At 37.1% G+C, this 22399-nt stretch carries 18 protein-coding genes and 1 riboswitch; of the genes, 16 read left to right on the forward strand and 2 right to left on the reverse strand.

The features are described 5' to 3' along the window. Positions 1–9 precede the first annotated feature (9 nt). Together IP023_RS10545 and IP023_RS10550 are read left to right on the forward strand one after the other, a co-directional pair. Positions 10–1503 (forward strand): SusD/RagB family nutrient-binding outer membrane lipoprotein, encoded by a 1494-nt coding sequence (locus IP023_RS10545; protein ID WP_241790242.1) that lies wholly within the window; start codon positions 10–12, stop codon positions 1501–1503. Next, positions 1503–3935: a phosphocholine-specific phospholipase C gene (locus IP023_RS10550; RefSeq protein ID WP_241790243.1), complete on the forward strand. Its 2433-nt coding sequence runs from the start codon at positions 1503–1505 to the stop codon at positions 3933–3935. The genes IP023_RS10545 and IP023_RS10550 overlap by 1 nt, the downstream gene beginning before the upstream one ends. 104 nt (positions 3936–4039) lie before the next feature. Here the strand turns inward: IP023_RS10550 and purL are convergent, their stop codons facing one another. Next, positions 4040–7708, reverse strand: coding sequence for a phosphoribosylformylglycinamidine synthase (purL, locus tag IP023_RS10555; RefSeq protein ID WP_241790244.1), 3669 nt, complete (start codon positions 7706–7708; stop codon positions 4040–4042). A gap of 264 nt (positions 7709–7972) precedes the next feature. Here purL and IP023_RS15945 point away from each other — a divergent pair, with 264 nt between their 5' ends. From IP023_RS15945 to rny, 14 genes are all read left to right on the forward strand, one after another. Continuing rightward, the gene (locus IP023_RS15945; protein ID WP_394801852.1) at positions 7973–8188 is read left to right on the forward strand and encodes a SusD/RagB family nutrient-binding outer membrane lipoprotein; all 216 of its coding nucleotides are present in this window, start codon (positions 7973–7975) and stop codon (positions 8186–8188) included. A gap of 162 nt (positions 8189–8350) precedes the next feature. Continuing rightward, the gene (locus IP023_RS10565; RefSeq protein ID WP_241790246.1) at positions 8351–9142 is read left to right on the forward strand and encodes a glycoside hydrolase family 16 protein; all 792 of its coding nucleotides are present in this window, start codon (positions 8351–8353) and stop codon (positions 9140–9142) included. Between the two features lie 203 nt (positions 9143–9345). Next, positions 9346–9443, forward strand: a riboswitch (TPP riboswitch). Between the two features lie 67 nt (positions 9444–9510). After that, positions 9511–9717: a sulfur carrier protein ThiS gene (thiS, locus tag IP023_RS10570; protein ID WP_241790247.1), complete on the forward strand. Its 207-nt coding sequence runs from the start codon at positions 9511–9513 to the stop codon at positions 9715–9717. Between the two features lie 24 nt (positions 9718–9741). Beyond that, the gene (gene thiC, locus IP023_RS10575) at positions 9742–11562 is read left to right on the forward strand and encodes a phosphomethylpyrimidine synthase ThiC (protein ID WP_262914400.1); all 1821 of its coding nucleotides are present in this window, start codon (positions 9742–9744) and stop codon (positions 11560–11562) included. Next, complete coding sequence (locus tag IP023_RS10580) at positions 11559–12149, forward strand: thiamine phosphate synthase (RefSeq protein WP_241790248.1); 591 nt, start codon at positions 11559–11561, stop codon at positions 12147–12149. The genes thiC and IP023_RS10580 overlap by 4 nt, the downstream gene beginning before the upstream one ends. Continuing rightward, positions 12119–12850 carry a hydroxymethylpyrimidine/phosphomethylpyrimidine kinase gene (locus tag IP023_RS10585; RefSeq protein WP_241790249.1) on the forward strand — a complete coding sequence of 244 codons (732 nt, stop codon included), beginning with the start codon at positions 12119–12121 and terminating at the stop codon, positions 12848–12850. The genes IP023_RS10580 and IP023_RS10585 overlap by 31 nt, the downstream gene beginning before the upstream one ends. A 1-nt stretch (position 12851) precedes the next feature. Then, positions 12852–13469: a thiamine phosphate synthase gene (locus tag IP023_RS10590; RefSeq protein WP_241790250.1), complete on the forward strand. Its 618-nt coding sequence runs from the start codon at positions 12852–12854 to the stop codon at positions 13467–13469. Next, positions 13469–14236 (forward strand): thiazole synthase, encoded by a 768-nt coding sequence (locus IP023_RS10595; RefSeq protein ID WP_241790251.1) that lies wholly within the window; start codon positions 13469–13471, stop codon positions 14234–14236. The genes IP023_RS10590 and IP023_RS10595 overlap by 1 nt, the downstream gene beginning before the upstream one ends. A gap of 13 nt (positions 14237–14249) precedes the next feature. Next, a complete protein-coding gene (thiH, locus tag IP023_RS10600; RefSeq protein WP_241790252.1) occupies positions 14250–15371 on the forward strand; it encodes a 2-iminoacetate synthase ThiH in 1122 nt (373 codons plus the stop codon). After that, on the forward strand, positions 15368–16075 hold the full coding sequence (locus tag IP023_RS10605) for a HesA/MoeB/ThiF family protein (RefSeq protein ID WP_241790253.1): 708 nt from the start codon (positions 15368–15370) through the stop codon (positions 16073–16075). The genes thiH and IP023_RS10605 overlap by 4 nt, the downstream gene beginning before the upstream one ends. Positions 16076–16179: 104 nt before the next feature. Further along, positions 16180–18573 carry a phenylalanine--tRNA ligase subunit beta gene (gene pheT / locus IP023_RS10610; RefSeq protein ID WP_241790254.1) on the forward strand — a complete coding sequence of 798 codons (2394 nt, stop codon included), beginning with the start codon at positions 16180–16182 and terminating at the stop codon, positions 18571–18573. A gap of 35 nt (positions 18574–18608) precedes the next feature. Further along, a complete protein-coding gene (locus IP023_RS10615) occupies positions 18609–18917 on the forward strand; it encodes a hypothetical protein (protein WP_241790255.1) in 309 nt (102 codons plus the stop codon). Positions 18918–18974: 57 nt separating this feature from the next. Continuing rightward, complete coding sequence (locus IP023_RS10620) at positions 18975–19265, forward strand: cell division protein ZapA (RefSeq protein ID WP_241790256.1); 291 nt, start codon at positions 18975–18977, stop codon at positions 19263–19265. Positions 19266–19509: 244 nt separating this feature from the next. Then, a complete protein-coding gene (gene rny, locus IP023_RS10625) occupies positions 19510–21063 on the forward strand; it encodes a ribonuclease Y (RefSeq protein WP_241790257.1) in 1554 nt (517 codons plus the stop codon). Positions 21064–21147: 84 nt separating this feature from the next. Here rny and IP023_RS10630 read toward each other — a convergent pair whose 3' ends face one another. Further along, entirely contained in the window at positions 21148–22386 is a 1239-nt protein-coding gene (locus IP023_RS10630) for a PQQ-dependent sugar dehydrogenase (RefSeq protein WP_241790258.1), read from the reverse strand. Positions 22387–22399: the final 13 nt, after the last annotated feature.

Below are 22399 nucleotides of genomic sequence, written 5' to 3' on the forward strand. Positions count from 1 at the left end.
AAACAAGTTATGATACTATCTAAATATATAAGTGTAGCTACAATAGCGGTTCTATTGCTATTTGTAGGGTGTAAAAAGTTAACAGATATCAATATAAATTCGAATGAATCTGAGGTTACTCATCCGCAGTCCTTGCTTCCAAAAATAGAATGGGAAGCCTTTCGTACCTGGAGAGGAACAGATCCTTTGTACGCGCTAAAGATGATTGTACGTACAGACGGGGAGCATGCTTACCAAATATATACTTGGCAACGTGGTACCTTCAGTCAGTATCAGCATTTGAGAAATATTACAAAAATGGAAGAAGAGGCAACAAAAATAGCTTCACAGGGCTACATTGCTTTAGCTAAGTTTTTTCGTGCTTATTATTTCTATAATCTTACGCTTACTTTTGGGGATATCCCATATACGGAAGCCGCAAAGGGAGAATCTTTGGGGATATTTAACCCCAAATATGACAGTCAAAAGGAAGTGTTCGTAGGTATTTTGCAGGAACTAGAGGAAGCTAGTGCTATTTTGAAAAGTAATGCAGATGATATTATTGGTGATATTATTTATGAAGGTTCCGTAAGTCGCTGGGATAAATTGGTGAATTCATTTCGTTTAAAAGTATTAATAACACTTGTTGATAGAACAAACGACTTTCCTTTTTCTATAGCTGAGGAATTTGCACGTATAGTAGCACAAGAGAATATTATTAACGCTATAAATGGTTCTGAAGATGGGCAGTTATTTTTTTTAAATCAAGAAGACAACCGTTACCCTGAATTTAATGCCAATAACTACAGTTCTAGCATGTATATGGATTCTACTTTTATTCAGCATTTCCAAGATCTTAGAGACCCACGTCTATTTGCGATAGCTAATCAAACTAGGGTTGGCAAAGAAGAAGGTAAAGCAGAAAATGATTTTTCTTCTTATGAAGGCGGTGATCCTATAGTTCCTTATACTTTGGTCAATCAAAAGGCCGTTAGAGGACAGCTTTCTAAGGTGCGTGAGCGTTATTATGAAGACCCTACAGCAGAGCCTCTTGTATTATTAGGGTACTCCGAATTGCAGTTTATTATTGCTGAAGCAATATGGAGAGGTTGGCTGGTAGGGGATATGAAGCAGCATTATGACAATGGTATTCGCTCTTCATTCCAATTTTATGAAAAATATGCCAAAAATATGTCTAATTATTTCACTGAAAATCAGGTTGTGCTGTATTTATCCCAAAATAATGTTAGCTTTAATTTAGCAAGTACATCTACTGATCAATTGGAGCGTATTATTATACAGAAATATCTACGTAGTTTTCATCAAGGGGGATTTAGTGCATATTTTGACCATCTACGTACGGGATACCCATCGTTGCGTAAGGCCAACAATGTGCAGGTTGCATATCGATGGATGTATCCTCTAGATGAATATAACAATAATACCGAACAGGTAGCTATAGCTATTCAATCTCAATTTGACGGAAATGATGCTATTCATATTAAACCTTGGTGGATAAATTAATGGATTCTAGAAGAGATTTTTTAAAAAAAGCCGCTTTATTAGCGGGAACTTCGGTTACGGTCAACAATTTGCCGGAGTCTATTCAAAAGGCATTAGCTATAGATGCTGATCCAGGTACTACCTATCTGGATGCCGAGCATATCGTGTTTTTGATGCAAGAGAATCGTTCTTTTGATCATTGCTTTGGTACACTCAAAGGGGTGCGCGGATTTAATGACCCGCGTGCTATGAAGCAACCTAATGGTTTGCCTGTCTGGGTACAAGGGAATAAGAAAGGACAATATTATGCGCCATTTCATTTGGATATTGTAAATAGCAAGTCTACATGGATGGGCTCTTTGCCACATGGCTGGCGTGATATGGTAGCGGCGCGCAATAATGGAAAAATGGACAATTGGCTGGAAGCCAAAAGTTCGGGAAATAAAGCATATAAAGATATCCCGCTAACGATGGGCTATTACAATCGTGCTGACATTCCATTTTATTATGCTTTTGCGGATGCATTTACGGTCTGTGATCAACACTTTTGTTCCTCTTTGACGGGTACGTCTGCTAATAGGTCTTATTTTTGGTCTGGTGCAGTACGTGAGCAACCTCGTGATCCAGAGTCCGTAGCCCATGTAGATAATGGTCAGATAAACTATAAAGATGTTAGTTGGAAGACGTTTCCTGAAAGATTGGAAGAAGAAGGCGTTTCATGGAAGGTCTATCAAAATGAATTGAGTATTCCTGTAGGTTTGTCGGATGAAGAAGAAGATTGGCTAGCTAATTTTACGGATAACAATTTAGAGTTCTATAAGCAGTATAATGTACGTTTTCATCCTAAGCATAGAGCCTGGATGCACAATCGCATAGCTGCTATTCGAATTAAACTGAAGGAGGAAAAGGAAGCTAATGAAATAGAAAAATTGAATAAAGAGCTCACGCGTTTATTGCTGGATATAGACAAGTACAGTGAAGCTAATTTTCAAAAGCTTTCGCCACATGAAAAAGCGATACATGAAAATGCTTTTGTGACCAATGTGGAAGATCCAAACTACCATAAGCTGGAAAAATTAAGCGGTACCCATGATGCTGAAGTAAATGTACCTGCTGGAGATATCTTTTATCAATTTCGTAAGGATGTAGATCGTGGAAAATTGCCTACCGTGTCTTGGTTGGTTGCACCATGTCGCTTCTCGGATCACCCTGGTAGCCCTTGGTATGGCGCATGGTATGTGTCCGAAGCATTAGATATCTTGACCAAGAATCCTGATATATGGAAGAAAACAATATTTGTACTCACCTATGATGAAAATGATGGTTATTTTGATCATATAGCGCCATTTGTTCCTCCATTGTCTAGCCGTGATGATGTAGGCCGAATATCAGGAAATATTGATACTGCAGATGAGTATGTGACAATGGAGCAAGAGCGAAAAAGAACTGGTAAGCCGGATGCTACACTAGATAGTCCTATCGGGCTCGGTTATAGGGTGCCTATGGTTGTAGCTTCGCCGTGGTCTAAAGGAGGATTTGTGAATTCTGAGGTATTTGACCTTACGTCAGGGATTCAGTTTATTGAGCATTTTCTGGAGAAGAAAAAAGGTATTCGTGTACGCGAAGACAATATTAGTGATTGGCGTCGCATGGTGACTGGGGACATGACTTCAATATTTAGAGCCGCTAATCATTTTCAGCGTGCACCTATTGATTTAGTAGATCGTGACGTGTATGTGTCGCGTATTTATGCTGCGAAAAGTAAAAATGTACCCAATAAGTATGTGGAGATTACCCAACAAGAGCTATCAGAAATTAAGAATAACTCACACTTTAAGCCTAATGTACCTCTACAAGAAAAAGGGTTCAAGCCTGCTTGTGCATTGCCCGTGGAGTTACAGCTCAATGTAGTCTGTAAAGGAAGCAACTTGTCCATGTTGGCACAGCTTGATAAACGTATAAAATCAGCATCTACGGAAGCGATTCCTTATTTTGTGATTGCCTATCATAGTTATGTGCAGGAGGAGCCAGGAAAGATTTGGAATTTTGCGATTGCTAAAGATGACGATTTGCGTTACGATTGGGATTTGAATGGTATGAAAGGGGATTTATTTTCTTTTGCGGTACATGGACCGAATGGTTTCTATCGCTCTTTTGATGGTAATAAAAACTATATCCCCTCTATTGAGGTCAAGTCTTTCAATCGTCTAGGGAAGACTTTTCTAAGTATCAAAGTGCATGCTTCTGATGGTCCATTGCAGATTGAAGATAAATCTTATGGTTTATTTCAGGCCCAAAAGTTAACTAAAGGCCTTGAAATAGATTGCTCAAAGAGCAAAGGCTGGTATGATGTCGAGGTGACGAATCCGAAGGATACATCATTACGTTTGCGCTATGCTGGACATATCGAAAATGGGAATATCAGTATCACTGATCCATTGATGGCAGGATAGCCTATTATGCTTTAGTTTTGAGGAACCTTCAAGGCAAATTATAAAAAAAAATCCTCCTACACTTTACAGTGCAGGAGGATTCCAAATATTACAATTTGTCCAACTTATTTCTTGTTTGCTTCACACCAGTTCTTAGCATTTACAAATGCTTCTAACCAAGGTGATACTTCGTCCTGACGGCCTGCAGGGTAGTTTGCCCAGTTCCATTGGAAGATAGAACGTTCGATATGTGGCATAGTCACCAAGTGACGACCTGTAGTATCGCACATCATCGCGGTATTGAAGTCCGAACCGTTAGGGTTGTGTGGGTATTGCTCGTAAGCATATTTTGCTACGATATTATAGCGTTCTTCCCCATAAGGCAATTTGAATTTACCTTCACCATGAGAGATCCAAACACCTAAAGTAGTACCTGCTAAAGTCTTTAACATGATAGAATCATTGTCTTGTACTTTTACAGAGATGAAGTTAGATTCGTGTTTGCCTGAAGTATTGTGCTGCATTTTACCGTGTACTTCGTGTTCGGGATTGATAAGATCTAATTCCATCCACAATTGACAACCATTACAAATACCTACAGACATTGTATCTGGACGAGCGAAGAATTTTTCTAATGCTGTTTTTGCTTTTTCATTGTATTTGAATGCTCCCGCCCAACCTTTAGCTGATCCTAATACATCAGAGTTAGAAAATCCACCAACAGCACCTACAAACTGAATATCTTCTAACGTCTCACGACCAGAGATCAAATCTGTCATATGCACATCTTTAACATCAAATCCCGCTAAGAATAATGCATTAGCCATTTCACGTTCTGAGTTAGAACCTTTTTCACGGATGATTGCTGCTTTAGGACGAGCCCCGTTGTTTACAGGTTTCTTTCCCGTGAATTGAGTAGGGAAGGTGAATGCTAATGGTTGATTTTTATAATTATTGTATCGCTCTTGAGCCATTCCATTCTTCGATTGTTTTTGATCCAATAAGAAGGATGTTTTGTACCATGTATCACGTGTGTCTGTTACATTGAACGCAAAGGTATCTGTGTTATTTTTGATGGTTACTTCTGTACCTTCGATAGCAGTACCAATCTTCACAGCTGCAATGCCAGCAGTAGCTAATGTCGCCTCAAATGTAACATCATCTTTCGCTTGCAATACTACAGCGATATTTTCATTAAATAATGCTTTTACAGTATCCACTTCACCTAGACCTGATAGGTCATAGTTTGCTGCTAAGTTCACATCAGCAAATGTCAATTCTAAAAGGGTTGTAATCAAACCACCTGAACCTACATCGTGACCTGCAGCTACTTGATCGGTATTGATCAAATCTTGGATCACGTTGAATGCTGTCTTGAAGTAAGCACCATCTTGGATTGTTGGCACTTCTTTACCAATCTTGTTCAAGATTTGAGCAAATGATGACCCGCCTAATTTGAACGTATCTTTTGATAAATTGATGTAATAGATAGAACCTGCATTTTTAGCTAAAACTGGCTCTACTACTTTGTTGATATTGATGCAGTTACCTGCTGCGGATATAATCAAAGTACCTGGAGCGATAACATTTTCACCATTAGGATACTTTTGTTTCATGGATAATGAATCTTTTCCTGTAGGAATATTGATTCCTAATTCTAAAGCGAAGTCTGAACAAGCTTTTACCGCTTTATATAGACGTGCATCTTCTCCTTCATTATTACATGCCCACATCCAGTTTGCGGATAATGATACACCCGCTAAACCATCCTTAATAGGAGCAAATACTAAATTAGATAATGCTTCAGCGATAGCTGTTCTACTAGCAGCTGCAGGATCTACGATAGCGGCTACTGGAGAGTGTCCTACTGTAGTAGCGATACCTTCTTTAGATTTGTAATCCAAAGCCATTACACCTACGTTGTTTAACGGTAGTTGAAGAGGGCCGGCACATTGTTGTTTGGCAACACGTCCACCCACACAACGGTCTACTTTGTTTGTCAACCAATCTTTAGAAGCTACAGCCTCTAATTGTAATACTTGCTTTAAGTAGGTCGGTACTTCTGTTACATTATATTCAACATCTGCGTAATTTCTTACTACAGTGATGTCGTTCATAATAGTTTTTGGAGAGGAGCCAAAGAAATCTTCTAAAGCATAATCCATTGGTTTAGCACCTGTAGTTTTCGATTGAAATGTAAAACGGTGATCACCCGTTACTTCACCAACAGTGTACATTGGTGAGCGTTCACGGTCTGCTACACGTTTCAAAATATCGATATCTTGCTCACCAATCACTAAGCCCATACGCTCTTGTGATTCGTTACCAATAATCTCCTTAGCAGATAATGTAGGGTCGCCAACAGGTAATGCATCTAAATCAATCAATCCACCTGTTTCTTCTACCAACTCGGAAAGACAGTTTAAGTGTCCACCAGCTCCGTGGTCGTGAATAGAAACAATAGGGTTGTGGTCAGACTCTACCATGCCACGGACTGCATTTGCTGCACGTTTTTGCATCTCTGGATTCGAACGTTGGATGGCATTTAATTCTATGCCTGAACCAAAAGCTCCCGTGTCAGCAGATGATACTGCAGCACCACCCATACCGATACGGTAGTTTTCGCCTCCTAATATTACTACTTTGTCGCCTGTTTTTGGCGTATGTTTTTTTGCTTGATCTAATTTACCATAGCCAACACCACCCGCTTGCATGATAACTTTATCAAAACCTAGTTTGCGCGCTTCTTCTTCATGCTCGAACGTCAGTACCGAACCCGTGATAAGTGGCTGTCCAAATTTGTTACCGAAATCAGATGCTCCATTAGAAGCTTTGATTAAGATATCCATTGGTGTTTGATATAACCAGTCACGCTCATCCATTGCTTTTTCCCATGGACGATTGTCTTCCAATCGGGAGTACGAAGTCATGTAGATGGCTGTTCCTGCTAAAGGAATAGATCCTTGACCACCAGCAAGACGGTCACGAATCTCACCACCAGATCCTGTAGCAGCACCAGAGAATGGCTCTACAGTAGTAGGGAAATTGTGTGTTTCTGCTTTCACGGATAATACAGAGTCAAACTCTTTCTCCGCGTAGTAATCAGGCTTATCTGCAGATAATGGTGCAAATTGTGTGACACGAGGACCTTTTACAAAGGCTACGTTATCTTTATAAGCTGAAACAATATCGTTAGGATTTGTTTCTGATGTTTTCTTAATTAATTTAAATAAAGATGTAGGTTGCTCTTCACCATCAATAATGAAAGTACCATTGAAGATTTTGTGACGGCAGTGCTCTGAGTTAGCTTGGGAAAAGGCAAATACTTCGGAGTCGGTCAATTTACGGCCCAATTTAGTGGCTAAATTGCGCAAGTAGTCTACTTCTTCGGGGTTTAATGCTAAACCTTCAGCTTTATTATAAGCATCGATGTCATCGATTTCCAAAATAGGCTCTGGAGCGATGTTTATACTGTACATATCCTGGGTCAATGCTTGATATTTCTGAGAGATCATGGGATCAAACGTGTTAAAATCAGCTTCTACAGGTTGGAATTCCTCGATACGAATAATACCTTCAATTCCCATATTTTGCGTAATCTCTACAGCATTCGTACTCCATGGAGTAATCATTGCTGCACGAGGGCCTACATAAAAATGGTCGAGGGTTTGATCGTCAAGTTTTTTGGCATTGCCAAATAACCAATTCAGTTTAGTAATGTCTTCTTGTGATAAAGAGTTTACACTTTGAACACCATATACAGTGTTCGATGGGTTCTCAAAGAAATGGATCATTATTGTATGTTAGTTTTGAACGTTCTTCAAATTAAAGTCCAAATTTAAGCATTATTTATGAATGATTGGTTATAAACTATGGATGTTGTTAGGAAATAAGAGTTATTAACACTGATTGTTTTTGTCGACAATATACAATATTGTATTGCTAAAGGATTCTTATTGCCCAATAGCTTCATACTGAATGTTTCTACGATCTGCTAATTGTGATATGGTTTGTGTTAATTCCCTAAATCTCTTACATTTGAAATACCAATTATAGTTATTTACAAGGTTTTTTCTGGAGAGGCTTCATTTAAGGCTAATTCAGCAGATCAATTGAAACAGATATGGATTCTAAAATACTTATTGAAATATATGCAAGATCCTATTCAGGGATTTTATGAATATAGAAGGACTAATTATCCAATTTCCCCTATTAATGCAGCAGCTTCGTTAAACGTAAATAAAAAGGAGGCTATTCCATTACGTTGGTTATAACCTGCTACTGAAGCGATACATAACCATGCGAATCTGATGGAAGCGCTAAGTCGTCAGTATAATGGTGAAGATGAGGTTAATAAATTGATGTGGTTGTTGAAATAGAAAATATAAGGGTAGCAATGTGTATAGCTAAACTTGTAAATTTTAATAATAATTAAGATGAGTAGATTTATATTTATAATACTTTTTGTTTCCCTGTTGTTTACAAGTTGTAGGACTTCACGCAATTGGAAGTTGGTATGGTCTGAAGAATTTAATTATACAGGATTGCCTGATGCTAAAGTGTGGAATTTTGATACGGCTGGTAATGCTTGGGCTTGGGGTAATAATGAACTTCAAAATTACACAGCTGAGTCATTACAAAATGCTAAAGTCGAACAGGGTAAATTAATTATTACAGCAAGAAAAGATTCTTCCAATGGCAAAGCATATACTTCAGCGCGTTTAACGACAAAAAATAAAATAAAATTGAAGTATGGAAGAATTGAAATTCGCGCAAAATTACCCCAAGGTAGAGGTTTGTGGCCCGCTATATGGATGTTGGGGGACAATATTGATACTGTAGGCTGGCCCATGTGTGGAGAAATTGATATCATGGAGTTTGTCGGCTATCAACCAGATTCTGTATATGCAACTATACATTCTGAAGCTTACAACCATATGAAGAATACACAAAAGATGAAATCGTTATTTATTAGACAACCACAACAGTTTAATACGTATGCCGTAGAATGGTCGAAGGATAAAATAGATTTCTATTGTAATAATATTTTGTACAATTCTATATTAAATGAACATAATACTGTGCGAGAATGGCCTTTTGACAATTCCTTTTTTTTATTGTTAAATATTGCAGTAGGTGGAAATTGGGGAGGGAAATATGGTATTGATAATAATTCCTTTCCTGCTATGATGGAAATAGACTATGTAAGATGGTGGAAGAAGGAATAGTTTCTATAAGTAGGTAAGGCTATAGTTTAGTTTCAGTTTACAAAAAAATAGTCGAAGTATATTTGCTTCGACTATTTTTTTGTGTACTAAATCATTCTCAATAGATTCTTGTTAATAAGTCTTGTAAATTATCCTCTTTAGATATTGATGTAATTTTAATTTAATATTATTTCGTTAAATGAATAAAAATATCTTATATTAGTATAGAACTTTAGGGGTGTCTATTATGAAATAGGCTGAGAAATTACCCTCAATACCTGATCTAGGTCATACTAGCGTAGGAAAAAGTAAAATGTCTTATCTGTGCTACCTGCACTTTTTAGTCATTCCTGAAGTTTTTAATACAACTTATTTAACTATTTAAAGGAATGGAAATAACTATTAATCATCAACTCACTTTTTTCGAAATTCTTCCAAGTTCACTTGAAGACATAGTATTACTATATACGCAAGGTAGTAGCTCAGGTATTGCAGCAGCATTAAATGACTTTGTTGTGCCCAAATCCAAATGGCCTACTACAGTATTAAGTGCAAATGATGAAATTCTTATCATCAAAGCTTTTCAGGGAGGCTAACATAGTACTAACATAGCAATAATTATGAGCACACAAAAAATTACGACAAGTCCTTTTCCAAATTCTAAGAAAGTATCTGTAAAAGGAGATATATATCCAATTGAAGTAGCCATGCGCGCAATTTCACTGAGTCCAACAAAATTCAGTAATGGTGATATTGAAATAAATCCACCAATCATTATTTATGATACATCAGGGCCTTATACAGATGCGGAGTCGGCTACTATAATTGATATACGTAGAGGTATTAAACGGTTGCGTGAATCATGGATTTTAGCTAGAAAGGATGTTTTGGTGTTAGATGGGATTACCTCCGAATATGGCAATGCTCGACTTAATAATGCTTCTCTTGCTGAATTGAGGTTTCAATATAGTCACCTTCCAAAAGTTGCTAAAGAAAATTGTAATGTAACGCAATTACATTATGCCCGAAAGGGAATCATTACGGCAGAGATGGAATATGTGGCTATCCGTGAGAACCAATGTTTGGAGCAGTTGCAATCTTCAACAAAGGGAATGGATCATCAACATCAAGGAGACAGTTATGGCGCCAATACCCCTAAAGGACTGATTACACCAGAATTTGTACGATCGGAAATTGCTGCAGGGCGTGCTATTATTCCCAATAATATAAATCATCCTGAAAGCGAACCTATGATAATTGGGCGAAATTTTCTCGTTAAGATAAATGCTAATATTGGGAATAGCGCTATTTCCTCCAGTATCGAAGAAGAAGTAGAAAAAGCAGTATGGGCATGTCGCTGGGGAGCAGATACAATAATGGATCTTTCTACAGGCAAAAATATACACGAAACTAGAGAATGGATCATTCGTAATTCGCCAGTTCCGATTGGAACTGTACCTATTTATCAGGCTTTAGAAAAGGTAAAAGGTATAGCGGAGGATTTAACGTGGGAAATTTTTCGCGATACTTTGGTGGAGCAGGCAGAACAAGGAGTTTCATATTTTACCATTCACGCAGGTGTATTATTGCGCTATATCCATCTCACAGCGAGCCGCGTCACTGGAATCGTTTCTAGAGGAGGTTCGATTATGGCCAAATGGTGCTTATATCATCACAAAGAAAGTTTCTTATATACACATTTTGAAGATATCTGCGAGATAATGAAACGTTATGATGTAGCTTTCTCTCTAGGGGACGGCTTGCGTCCAGGTTCTATTGCTGACGCTAATGATGCTGCGCAATTTGCGGAGTTGGAAACACTAGGGGAGCTAACGAAAATAGCGTGGAATCACGATGTGCAGGTGATGGTCGAAGGACCAGGCCATGTGCCTATGCACCTAATAAAAGAAAATATGGATAAGCAATTGAAGGAATGTGACGAAGCACCATTTTATACGTTAGGACCTTTGACAACGGACATTGCTCCGGGATATGATCATATCACCTCTGCCATTGGTGCAGCTATGATTGGATGGTATGGTTGTGCTATGCTTTGCTATGTAACACCTAAAGAACATTTGGGTTTACCAAATAAGAAAGATGTTAAGGATGGAGTTATCACCTATAAGTTGGCGGCACATGCTGCAGATCTTGCCAAAGGTCACCCTGGCGCACAATATAGAGATAATGTTTTAAGCAAAGCTCGATTTGAATTTAGATGGGAAGATCAATTTAATCTTTCTTTAGACCCAGATACAGCACGTGAATATCACGATGAGACATTGCCTGCTGACGCCGCAAAGGGTGCCCATTTTTGCTCTATGTGTGGTCCTAAATTTTGTTCGATGAAAATAACTCAAGAGATACGAGATATGGCTAATGAAGGGATGGATGAAATGTCTAAAGAGTTTGTGAATCACGGTAAAAAAATATATTTATGATCGTCGTTATAAGTCCTGATCGAAAATACGCTAATGAAGCTTATTGGATTAATATGATGTTGGATCAAGGTTTGGATTTATATCATATTAGAAAACCCTATGCTAGTATACTTGATGTATTAAAGATATATAAAGATATAGAATCTTGTTTTTTGAACCGTATAGTTTTTCATGCTAATGATATTAATGGATGTGCATTTGATGGTTTTAGGGTTCATATCAATACAAGACTACGAAATATAGCTTTATCTAACCCCGTATTATTGGATTATGTTGTTTCTACTTCTACACATAGTATTGAAGAATTCAATGGCTTAGCCGCACCTATAAACAACGCTTTTTTAGGGCCTTTTTATGATAGTATTTCAAAGTTCGGATATAAAGCATCCAAAACATTGATGTATGAATTGAAAGATAGAATTAATTACGATACCGGATTAATTGCTATAGGGGGGATTAATGATGTCAATATTGCAGAAATATACCCGCAAGTAGATGGTGTAGCTTTAATGGGGGCGATCTGGCAAGCTGATAACCCATTAACTAGTTTTTTAACATGCAAAAGAAAGATAGACCATTTGTCTTAATGATTGGTGGATTTGATACAAGTGCTGGTGCTGGGGTATTGGCAGATGTGAAAACAGCTGAGCAGATTGGAGTCCAAGCATTATCTGTATTAACAGCAAATACCATTCAGACTGAATATTTATTTTATGATTTGGAATGGTTGCCTATTGCTGGGGTTAGGAAAGCGATCGCAGTCTTGTTTCAATCGTATGATATCAAGTGCGTCAAAATAGGGGTAGTTCCTGATGTTTTATATCTTTCTAATATCGTTGATGAAGTCATTAAATACAATAGAAGCTGTAAAATAATTTGGGACACCGTTATATACAGCTCTTCTAATCAACTTTTTTTATGTGTTTCTAATGAGGATATGATTAAAGATTTATTGCCTTTTATCTACTTGTTAACGCCTAATTACATGGAATTCAAAGCGCTAGATTTATCTGGAGATATTGGGGTTTTTGTGTTCCTTAAAGGTGGACATCGGGAAGATAATATTGGACAAGATATTCTGTATGGAGGGTCGAAGGAAATAGTTTTTATGCCCTCGCAAATTGTAAAAGGAAACGGAAAACACGGTTCTGGTTGTGTTTTAGCAGCAGCAATTACATCCTATTTAGGGAAGGGATTTGATATAGAGACGGCTTGTTTGAAAGCTAAAAATTACGTAACGGTTTTTTTAAATAGTAATACTTCAATGTTAGGTTATCATAAATCATAAAATGGAAAAAATACAATATATTTCACAAGGTGCCACATTACTACAGCATAGAAATAATATTATAGGCGTTCTTGAAGCTGGTGGAAAATGGATTCAGCTCCGCTGTAAATGTGTTGACAAAGACGAGTTATTACTTTTTGCAATAGATATAAGATTAATCTGTGATCAGTATGATGCTGTTTTTATTATCAATGATTATGTCGATATCGTGGTAGCAGCAGATGCTGATGGGGTACATTTAGGATTGTTAGATGCGGATGTAACAGAAGCACGCAAAATTTTGGGATATAATAGGATTATTGGAGGAACGGCCAATAACATTGATGATGTAATGAATAATATCAAGGATGGATGTGATTATATTGGGCTAGGACCATTGCATTATACGGAAACAAAGAAAAATCTAAGTCCTATTTTAGGTATTGATGGAGTTCGGGATGTAATGGCACAATTGAAGCTTCAATCTCTCAAAAAAAAACCGATTTATGTTATAGGTGGAGTGGTAGAGAAGGATATACGGGATCTTTGTGAAGTTGGCGTTTATGGGGTTGCTTTGTCATCCAGTTTAACACTTTCTCCCGAATCCTTTATTTATTTTAATCAGTTAATTACTTCGTGATGTTAAAAATAGCAAACAAAGAATTTAAATCTCGACTAATCTTAGGTACGGGTAAGTTTGGGCGTTTGGAAGATATGTACAATGCAATAGCGGGATCGGAAGCAGAAATGGTGACTTTAGCATTAAAAAGAATAGATTTAAAAGGTACTAATGCATCTATAATTGATCATCTCTCGATAAGCTCTTTAAACTTATTACCCAATACATCAGGAGCACGTAATGCCCGTGAAGCTATTCTTGCTGCGCATATGGCACGTGAAGCTATGGAAACCAATTGGGTGAAATTGGAGATCCATCCTGACCCTCGGTATTTATTACCCGATGCAATTGAAACATTGATAGCGACGGAGCAACTTGTTAAAGATGGATTTGTGGTATTGCCCTATATTCATGCGGATCCCGTATTATGTAAGCGCTTAGAAGATGTTGGTACTGCTGCGGTGATGCCTTTAGGTTCTCCTATTGGTTCTAATCAAGGATTGATAACAATAGATTTTTTGGAAATTATTATAGAACAAAGTAAGGTTCCTGTGATTGTAGATGCTGGAATTGGAGCGCCCTCAGATGCTGTAAAAGCCATGGAAATTGGTGCTGATGCCGTTTTAGTGAATACCGCAATTGCAGTAGCCAAAGATCCGGTGCAAATGGCTATTGCATTTAGAGAAGCGGTCAAAGCTGGTCGATTAGCCTTTGAGAGTGGACTTGGTAGTAAGATGAAAGTAGCACAGCCTTCCAGTCCGTTGACCGGATTTTTAAACCTACCTTAAAAGAGTATATAGTATGGATATAAAAACATATTTAGCGAGATTTAATTGGGATGAGGTCAAGGAGCGTATATATGCTGTCAATACAGAAGATGTAAAAGTAGTCCTGTGTAAAAAGAAACTTAGTGTTGATGATTTTTTAGTTTTACTGTCGCCTGCCGCAGCATGTTTTTTGGAAGAAATGGCACTGATGTCGCAGCATATTACACAAAACCGATTTGGGAAAAATATTCAATTATTTATGCCTCTTTATTTGAGTAATGAATGTCAAAATATATGTACGTACTGTGGTTTTAGCCTTGATAACAAGATTAAGCGTAAAACATTGTCTCATGGCGAAATAGTCATTGAAGCGCTAACCTTGAAAAAGATGGGGATTGATCACGTTTTATTGGTTACTGGTGAAGCTAATTCTACTGTACATATTGATTATTTTTTAAAGGCCATTGCTCTATTAAAGTCTTATTTCAATACTATTTCTATAGAAGTACAACCTTTAGAAGAAGAGGAATACAAATTGCTCTATGAAGCTGGGGTTTATTCCGTGTTAGTTTACCAAGAAACTTATCATAGAGAAGTTTACAAAAAATACCATCTAAAAGGTAAAAAAACAAATTTTGATTATAGATTAGCAACATCAGATCGTATCGGTAGAGCTCGTATTCATAAGATTGGAGTGGGTGTTTTGTTAGGTTTAGAAGATTGGCGGGTGGATAGTTTTTATAATGCCCTTCATATTGATTATTTACAGAAAATGTACTGGCAGTCAAAGTATGCAGTTTCTTTCCCTCGATTGAGACCTGCAGAAGGTGAGTTTGTTCCTAATTTTATTCTTAGCGATAGTAATTTGTTGCAATTGATATGTGCTTATAGAATATGGAATCCAGAGTTGGATATTTCTATTTCTACGCGAGAAAGTGAACTATTTCGCAATCATGTGGTTTCGCTGGGTGCCACCACGATGAGTGCGGCTTCTAAAACTAATCCTGGTGGTTATGCTGTCGATCTACAATCTCTAGAGCAGTTTGAAATTAGTGATGAACGTTCTGTAGAAGATTTTGTGGCAATGATAACAGCAAAAGGGTATGAATGTGTGGTTAAAGATTGGGATACTATTTATAAAGGGGTAAAACAATGAAAGATAATACATTTGAACGCTATATAAGACAGATTGTGGTCGATAATGTTGGCGTGTCGGGGCAGCGTAAAATATTAGCTTCCAGGGTGCTAATTATTGGTGTTGGGGGGTTGGGATCAGCGGTACTACAGCAATTGGTAGGTGCTGGTGTCGGATTCATTACCATTATTGACCCTGATTTTGTAGAGCTACATAATCTCAATCGACAGACTATACATAGTGAAAAAACAATAGGATGGGCTAAGGTAAATAGTGCTAAACGCTATGTTGAGGATTATAATACGGGTATATCCTTGACATGTGTGCATGCAAAATTTGATGTTTCTAACGCCAGTAGCTTAATAGAAAATATGGATATCATCGTTGATTGTACTGATAATTTTCAAACGCGTTATCTCATCAACGATACCTGTGTAGACTTTAATAAACCCTTGGTTCACGGCAGTATATTAGGTTTTGAAGGGCAGGTTACTGTTTTTAACTATAAAGGGAGTGCTGATATGAGAGCGATTTTCCCAGAAGAACCTGTATCGATATTAGATTGTGATATGCTTGGTGTATTAGGTCCTTTACCTGGTATGATAGGGAATATAATGGCGATGGAAGTATTGAAGATTATTTTAGATCTGGATACCCTTCGGGGTAAATATTTAGTTTTAGATGCCTTAACATGGGATACATCAATATTAAAATATAGCCAATAGAGTACTGATTTTGTGTGTAAAGAGTGTTTTTTCTTATTATTAATGAGAAATGGAGATTGTATTTCCTGTTCAAAAACTTATCTTTGTGTCTAAAATCTCAAATAATGAATATTTCTTACAATTGGCTTAAGAATTACTTAAATATAGATAAAACACCAGATGAGCTTTCGTTGATCTTAACGGATGTTGGTTTGGAAGTTGAAGCAGTAGAGAAAGTGCAATCTATCCCTGGTGGATTAGAGGGTTTGGTAGTAGGTGAAGTACTTTCTGCGGAGCAGCACCCAAATGCAGATAAATTGCGAGTTACAAAAATTAATATTGGAGGTGAAACTCCCTTAGATATTGTATGTGGTGCACCAAATTGTCGCGCAGGATTGAAAGTGATTGTTGCAACTGTAGGTACTACATGTCATCCTTTGACAGGTGAGCCTTTCAAAATCACGAAGTCCAAAATTCGTGGTGAAGTCTCTGAAGGTATGCTTTGTGGTGAAGATGAGATTGGTTTAGGTTCTTCACATGCAGGTATTGTGGAGCTTCCTGAAGATGTACAAGTAGGCACATTGGTAAAAGATTTCTATCAAATTGAAGATGATTTTCGTTTTGAAATAGGCTTAACGCCAAATCGTGCAGATGCGGCTTCGCATTTAGGTGTAGCACGCGATATCGCTGCTTATTTCCGTAGTTCTTATACTTTACCATCCATCGAAGATTTTACTGAAACTGACGTTAAACAAACTGAGGTTGTAGTAGAAAATACAGCGGCTTGTCCACGTTATGCAGGCGTAAATATCTCTGGCGTAAAGGTAGGTCCATCACCAGATTGGTTGAAAGAAAAATTGAATACTATTGGCATTCGCTCTATTAATAATATTGTTGATGTTACAAATTTTATTTTACATGATTTAGGTCAACCTTTACATGCTTTTGATGCGGATAAAGTTGCAGGAAACAAGGTTGTGGTGCGTTTGGCTGCTGAAGGTGAGCTTTTCACTACTTTGGATGGCGTAGAGCGTAAGCTTTCAGCAGAAGATTTAGTGATTGCAGATGCCGATAAACCTATGTGTATTGCAGGAGTATTTGGCGGTGAATACTCGGGTGTATCTGATGGTACAACGAATATTTTCTTAGAATCCGCTTACTTTAATTCGGTATCGGTACGTAAAACAGCAAAAAGACATACCTTAAAAACAGATTCTTCATTCCGTTTTGAACGTGGTACAGATCCTAATATGCCTTTGTTTGCATTAAAACGTGCTTCTTTATTGATTCAAGAGGTAGCAGGTGGAACAGTGAGTTCAATGGTGACAGATATATATCCGAATCCAGTTTCTCCATTTGCTTTTGAAGTTTCTTATACGCGTGTACAACGCTTAATCGGTAAAGAGATTCCAGCAGAGGAGATTAAAGCTATTATCTTAGCTTTAGGAATTGCCATTGTAAAAGAAGATGGTGATATTATTGAAGTAGAAGTACCTGCTTACAAAGTAGACGTGACGCGTGAAGTTGACGTTATTGAAGAGGTATTACGTATATATGGGTATAATAATATTGAGTTAAAATCGCAGATTTTAGCTTCTCTAAATACACAAGAAAAACCAGATAAAGAAGTTGTTCTTAATCAAGTAGCTGATTTATTAATTGGTAATGGTTATAGAGAGATTCTTTCCAATTCGTTGACAAAAGGCGCTTATGTAGAAGATGAAGCTACAGCTGTTAAGTTATTAAATCCTTTGAGCTCTGATTTGGATACAATGCGTCAGAATATGGTATATTCTGTATTGACCGCAATTGAGTATAATCAAAAACGTAAATCTGGTGATTTTAAAGTTTTCGAATATGGTAAAACATATTTCTTAAAAGAAGAAGGTTACGAAGAAAAACAACGTTTTGCATTAGGTATTGCTGGTAAAATTACGGCGGAACAATGGAATACTACAGCTAATACAGTTAATTTTTACAACCTTAAAGCGGCTGTTGATACTATCATAAAACGTCTTAAAATAGATAATCTACAAATTGTAGAGACGACTAATCCACACTTGTCTTATGGGTTAGATTACCTGAAAGGACAAAAAGTAATAGTTTCTTTAGGTGCTGTTGCTTCAGAAGCATTGAAAAAAGTAGATGTAGATGGTCAGGTTTTCTTCGCAGAATTTGATTGGGATTTAGTTATAAAAACGATTCGTAAGAACTCCATTAAGTTCAAGGAAGTTTCTAAATTTCCTGCAGTACGTCGTGATTTGGCTCTATTGATAGATGATGCGGTTACTTTTGAGCAACTTAAAAATGTAGCCTTAAAAACAGATCGTAAACTATTGAAAAGTGTAAATATCTTTGACGTTTATAAAGGCGATAAATTACCAGAAGGTAAAAAGTCTTATGCACTGAGTTTTGTAATTCAAGACGAAGAAAAAACGTTAAATGATAAACAAATTGATACTATTATTCAAAAATTAATTATTAACTTTGAGAGAGAAACAGGCGCAGAAGTGCGTTAATTCTAAAACAAAATAATTTAATTGCGAAAAACAATATGGCTTCATTATCTACACAAATGGATATTATCGTTGAGAAAACGAAAAATTTAATTCAATTGTGTGAAACTTTGCAAGAAGAGAATGATTTGTTGAAGCTTGAACTACAATCAGTTCAAGTAGCATTTGATACAAGTACAGACAAGGTTCAGCAGCTGGAAGAGAAAATCAAAGCGATGGCTGTTGCCAAATCTTTTGAAGAAGGGGATATCGATAAGGAAGTTATAAATGAAAAAATACTTGACACAAAACAAAAAATTAACGATTTTGTGCGAGAAATAGATAGATGTATAAACTTATTGAAATAGTTTAATAAGTATTTAGAATTAGAAAATAAGTTTATAACGTTTTTAAGCTCAAAAATAATGGGAGAGATTTCCATAAAAATAAATATCGCGGATAGAGTTTATCCACTACGTGTAACAACGGAAGAGGAGGAAGTAATTCGTTACGCTGCGAAACTGATAAATGAAAAAATTAAAGAATTGCAAGATAATTATGCAGTTCGTGATAAACAGGATTTATTATCTATGTGTGTACTACAGTATGCTACAGGGATGATTAAAGCCGAAAGATTGGCACAAAACACTGATGTTGGGTTGGAGCAGTCTATTCATGAACTTGATACATTGTTGTCTGATTTCTTTAAAAAATAAATCGTTCTTTATAGAGCTTTAACAACGAATTTGCCGCAATTAAATTCGGGTTGTCACTATTTTAAACTTAACGCTTCAATATCAAGAGCACATAAAGATGAAGGCCATTTTGCTTTACGCCATCTAGGTCAAGATCAAAAGCTCAATTCATGATTATTCGAAGTTTAATAATACTTGATACTCGTTATATTTAATTGCGGTTTTTTTTTGAAAAACAATTTAAAATAAATTATATAAATAAACAATGGAGTTAGCAATCGCAATAATAATATCACTAATTATCGGTGTTGTGATTGGACGGTATTTACTTCAAATGCTGTTCAAAAAGCAAGAAAGAGAAGCAAGTGAAAAGGCAAATAATATAATCAAGGAGGCAGAAAAACAAGCAGAACATGCTAAGAAACAACGCCAACTTGAAGCGAAGGAGAAGTTTTTGCAACTTAAGTCAGAGCATGAGAAAGAAGTAAATCAGCGTAATAATGGAATTACTCAAAAAGAGAATTCTATACGTCAAAAAGAACAATCGCTAAGCCAAAAAATAGAAAATCTTAATCGTGAGAAACAAGATTTAGATAAGAAAAATCTAAAATTAGATCAACTTATTGAATTAAATGAGAAAAAAAGTGAAGAAGTAGAGTTGTTGAAAAATCAACACATTCAGCAATTAGAGGCTATGGCAGGAATGTCCGCAGATGAAGCTAAAGAACAATTAGTTTCTTCATTAAGAGAAGAAGCGCGTTCGCAAGCGATTATGCAGATTAAGGATATCGTGGACGAAGCCAAACTAACGGCGTCTAAAGAAGCTAAAAAAGTCGTAATTCAAACCATTCAACGTACCGCTACAGAATCTGCTATCGAAAATACGGTTTCTATTTTCAATATTGAGAATGATGAGATCAAAGGACGTATTATTGGTCGTGAAGGTCGTAATATTCGTGCTTTAGAGGCGGCAACAGGCGTAGAGATTATCGTTGATGATACTCCTGAAGCAATTATTCTTTCTGGATTTGATCCTGTTCGTCGTGAGATTGCCCGTTTATCATTGCACCGTTTGGTGACTGATGGTCGTATTCACCCTGCTCGTATTGAAGAGGTGGTTGCGAAAACACGTACACAGATTGAAGATGAGATTGTCGAAATTGGTGAACGTACTGTTATCGATTTAGGTATCCATGGTTTACACCCTGAATTAATTCGTATGGTAGGGCGTATGCGTTACCGTTCTTCTTATGGTCAAAATTTATTGCAGCACTCGCGTGAGGTAGCTAATTTTGCAGCAACAATGGCCGCAGAATTAGGTCTTAATGTGAAGCATGCCAAGCGTGCTGGTTTATTACATGATATTGGTAAAGTGCCTGATGATAACCCTGAATTGCCACACGCTATTTTGGGTATGCAATTAGCAGAGAAATATAAAGAACACCCTGATGTTTGTAATGCTATCGGTGCTCACCATGATGAAATAGAAATGACTTCGATGATATCTCCTGTTGTTCAAGCATGTGATGCCATATCTGGCGCACGTCCTGGTGCACGTCGTGAGGTTGTTGAAAGCTATATTAAGCGTTTGAAAGAGCTCGAAGAATTAGCATTGTCATATCCTGGTGTAGAAAAAACATTTGCTATTCAAGCAGGTCGTGAATTACGTGTGATCGTTGAAAGTGAGAAAGTTACCGATGCACAAGCTGATATTTTGGCGGCAGATATTTCAAATCGTATTCAAACAGAAATGACTTATCCAGGTCAGATTAAAGTTACGGTTATTAGAGAAACACGTTCTGTTTCTTACGCCAAGTAACTCCTTAATTCATATTGTCATAAAAAAGGGGCTTTCTTGTAGAAAGCCCCTTTTTTATGATAATATAAGTTTTAAAATTAGCCTTTATTTTTTAGCGATTTTATAAACTCTACCGCCGTCGGTAATCGTAAATAATTCTCCATTATTACCCTGTACAATATCGCGGAAACGTTGTCCTTCTTTTGCAAGTAAACGCTCTTCACCAACTACTTTATTATTCTCGTCAATTACTAAGCGTGCAATATGTGTACTACTTAGTCCTGCGATAAATAAATCATTCTTCCATTCTGGGACTACATCGCCGGTATAGAAAGTAATTCCGGAAGGTGATAAAACGGGATCCCAGTAATAAACTGGTTGCTCCATACCTTCTTGTTGTTGGATAGGAGGATTGCCAACCGCTTGACCAGAATACTCAATACCATACGTAATCGTTGGCCAGCCGTAGTTTTTTCCTGCTTCGATACGGTTTAATTCGTCTCCACCTCGAGGACCAAATTCTGTAGCCCAAAGGTCTCCTGTTTCGGGATGGAATGCAATTCCCTGTGGGTTACGGTGCCCGTATGAATAGATCTCTGGCAAAGCATTATTATCATTTTCAAAAGGATTACCAGCCACTGGTTTACCATCTGTGGTAATGCGTATTATCTTACCTATTGCTGATTTTAAATCTTGTGCTTGCGGACGTGTTTCTAAATCTGAACGCTCACCACTAGTAAGGATTAGATTTCCAGATTTATCAAATAATAAGCGACCTCCATAGTGAAGTTTACCGTTATATACAGGGCCGGCTTTGTAAATAATAGAAGAATTTTCTATTGTTTTTTCATCGTCTGCTAATCTGCCTTTCGCTACTGCAGTTTGGTTGCCACCTTCTTCAGGATGTGTAAAAGCCCAATAAACTATTCTGTTGCTTTTAAAATTTGGATCTAAAACGATGCCAAATGTTCCACCTTGTCCATTTGGGTCAACAGTCGGTAATCCGGTGATCGCATCAGAGATGTTACCTGAAGTATCAACTATTCTTAAGACGCCTTCCTTTTCGGTGATTAATAATCTGCCATCGGGAAGTACAGCTATGCCCCAAGGTGATTTTAAACCATCAGCAATTACAACGCCTTCGTAGGGAGTTGTAGTGGATACACCCTTAGCTCTTGTTTGACCATCAAATGCGGGTTTGTATAATGTATTTGCTTTTTGACTTTCTACAGGAGGTAATGTATCTTGTAGATTTTTCACGTCATTAGCCGCTGAATTGGCATTATCACATGAAATAGCCGCAAATGAAGATGAAATTAGTACATAGTACAGTAGATTTCTCATATTTTTTGAAATG

The organism is Sphingobacterium rhinopitheci (genome assembly GCF_022627575.1).
Lineage (GTDB): Bacteria > Bacteroidota > Bacteroidia > Sphingobacteriales > Sphingobacteriaceae > Sphingobacterium > Sphingobacterium rhinopitheci.